This is a genomic window from Synechococcus sp. WH 5701, from assembly GCF_000153045.1.
GTDB lineage: Bacteria > Cyanobacteriota > Cyanobacteriia > PCC-6307 > Cyanobiaceae > Regnicoccus_A > Regnicoccus_A antarcticus.
Map to the genome: position 1 here is coordinate 35,082 of NZ_CH724161.1, position 2,009 is coordinate 37,090.

The following is a 2,009-nucleotide window of genomic DNA, read 5'->3' on the forward strand; positions in this document are numbered from 1 at the left end:
TCTCATCGAGCGGGCCAGTGCAACAGCCAGCCTTCAGGGCCGTCCCTGGCATGGTCCCTCAGAGTGGCCGACCTGGAGCACCCACTCCGCTGGAGATGGCAGCACGGCTGAGATCGTTGCCAACCTGCTCGAGAACGCTTTCCGCTACAGCCCGCCGGGATGTTCCATCGGTCTCGCCTTACTGCCCGATGGTCTTTGCGTTTGGGATGACGGTCCTCCGATTTCAAGCGAAGAACGAAAGCTGATTTTCCAACGTGGCGAACGGGGCACCACCAGCCGCGATCGCCCTGGTACCGGCCTTGGATTGGCATTAGCTCGAGCCTTGGCTGAGCGCAATGGTGGCCATCTCACTCTGAGCGTTGAGCCATGGCGGGTCCAAACCAACCTGCCGTCAAAGGGCAATGCATTTCAGCTCAGTTGGCCGCAGCCAGCCCTGCCAGCAGCAACAGCGTGATCACCTCGGTCACCACCTCCACGGCGCCATAGCTATCGCCGGTATGGCCGCCAAGACGACGCCCCAAACGCTCTGCAACGCCGACCGCGACTGGAGCGCCAATCAGCAGGAGCAGGGGAGTGACGAAAGGAGCGAAGGCCAAACAAGCAACCACCGTTGGCACCACATCCCACCACGGTTGTCCATAACGCCGATGAAAACCCGCGGTGCCATCCGAGCGGAGATAGTCGAATCGGGCCATCGCCCACAGGGGCGAAACACGCCCCCAAAACCCCGCCAGGATCAAAGCCAAAGGCGCTTGCTCGTGGAGCTGGAGCAAGGCGGCGAGCTGAAGCAACAGCACAACAGCTAAGGCCAACGCACCACTCGCTCCCACCCGGCTGTCTTCCATGGCCTCAAGGCGTCTCGCGGCCCCAGCAGCCAAGCCATCGGCGGTATCCATCAATCCGTCGTGATGCAGACCACCACCAAGCCAAATACCGCCTGCGATCACGACTGGTGCCAAGGCAACATCACTCCAACCCAGTCCACTCAAGCCCCACCACAGCAGGGCCTGCAGCACTCCGATCCACAGCCCAATCCATGGAGCAAAGCGGGCTATGCGTTCAAAGCGGGGCCTCGGCCAAGGCCAGGCCGGCAACACCGAATAAAAAATCCAGGCCCCCGCCAAATCCGACAACCAAGGGAAAACAATCCTGACGATCCCAGCCTTCATGCGATAAATCCGTTGTTTTGCCATGACGTGCAGCGGCAAGCTTGGATCGGCTGAACCTTAGGTTCAGCAAAAGCGGGATAACCGCCGTGTTCAACTTCGAGATCAGCGCCCATTGCCCCCACACGAAGGGCCGCTGTGGATGCTTTCACACCCCGCATGGCCCGGTACAAACCCCGCGGTTCATGCCTGTGGGCACCCTGGCCACAGTGAAAGGGATCAGCACAGAGCAACTGGCCCGCACGGGGGCCCAGATGGTGCTGTCAAACACTTATCACCTACATCTCCAACCAGGCGAACAGGTCGTCGCAGAGGCTGGAGGCCTACACCGGTTTATGGGGTGGGATGGGCCCATGCTCACCGACTCAGGCGGATTCCAAGTGTTCAGCCTCGGGAAACTAAACAAGATTGATGAACGGGGGGTGGTGTTTCGCAACCCGCGGGATGGGCGCACCATCGACATGACGCCAGAGCACGCCACCAACATCCAAATGTCCCTTGGCGCTGATGTGGCGATGGCCTTTGACCAATGTCCGCCCTATCCAGCCACAGAAAACGATGTGAAAGATGCCTGTCGACGCACCCATGCCTGGCTTGAACGCTGCGTGAATGCCCATACCCGAACCGACCAAGCCCTATTCGGCATCGTTCAAGGAGGTTGCTTTCCCCACCTCCGTCGCGAAAGTGCCCGAGCCGTGGCCGCCTTCGACCTCCCTGGCATCGCGATCGGCGGCGTCAGCGTGGGCGAACCAACGGACGACATGCATCGAATTGTGCGCGACATCGGTCCACTTTTGCCGCAGGATCGGCCCCGATACCTCATGGGGATTGGCACGTTGCGTG

General features: G+C 60.7%; 3 protein-coding genes. 2 read left to right on the forward strand and 1 reads right to left on the reverse strand.

Annotated features, from left to right (window positions below):
* The coding region (locus WH5701_RS17035; RefSeq protein WP_198005227.1) for a sensor histidine kinase at positions 1-454 on the forward strand (454 nt) is incomplete at its 5' end.
* Here the strand turns inward: WH5701_RS17035 and WH5701_RS15470 are convergent.
* Positions 414-1,169, reverse strand: coding sequence for an adenosylcobinamide-GDP ribazoletransferase (locus WH5701_RS15470; RefSeq protein ID WP_006173504.1), 756 nt, complete (start codon positions 1,167-1,169; stop codon positions 414-416). The two genes, WH5701_RS17035 and WH5701_RS15470, sit on opposite strands and share 41 nt — an antisense overlap.
* An 86-nt stretch (positions 1,170-1,255) precedes the next feature.
* On the opposite strand from WH5701_RS15470, the gene tgt reads away from it, so the two are divergent.
* Positions 1,256-2,009 (forward strand): tRNA guanosine(34) transglycosylase Tgt (tgt, locus tag WH5701_RS15475; protein WP_037981776.1); only part of this gene is annotated, 754 nt, incomplete at its 3' end.

Excerpts from the sequence above, each read along its gene's own strand:
- WH5701_RS15470 (WP_006173504.1), bottom strand. The coding sequence starts at position 1,169 with ATGAAGGCTGGGATCGTCAGGATTGTTTTCCCTTGGTTGTCGGATTTG.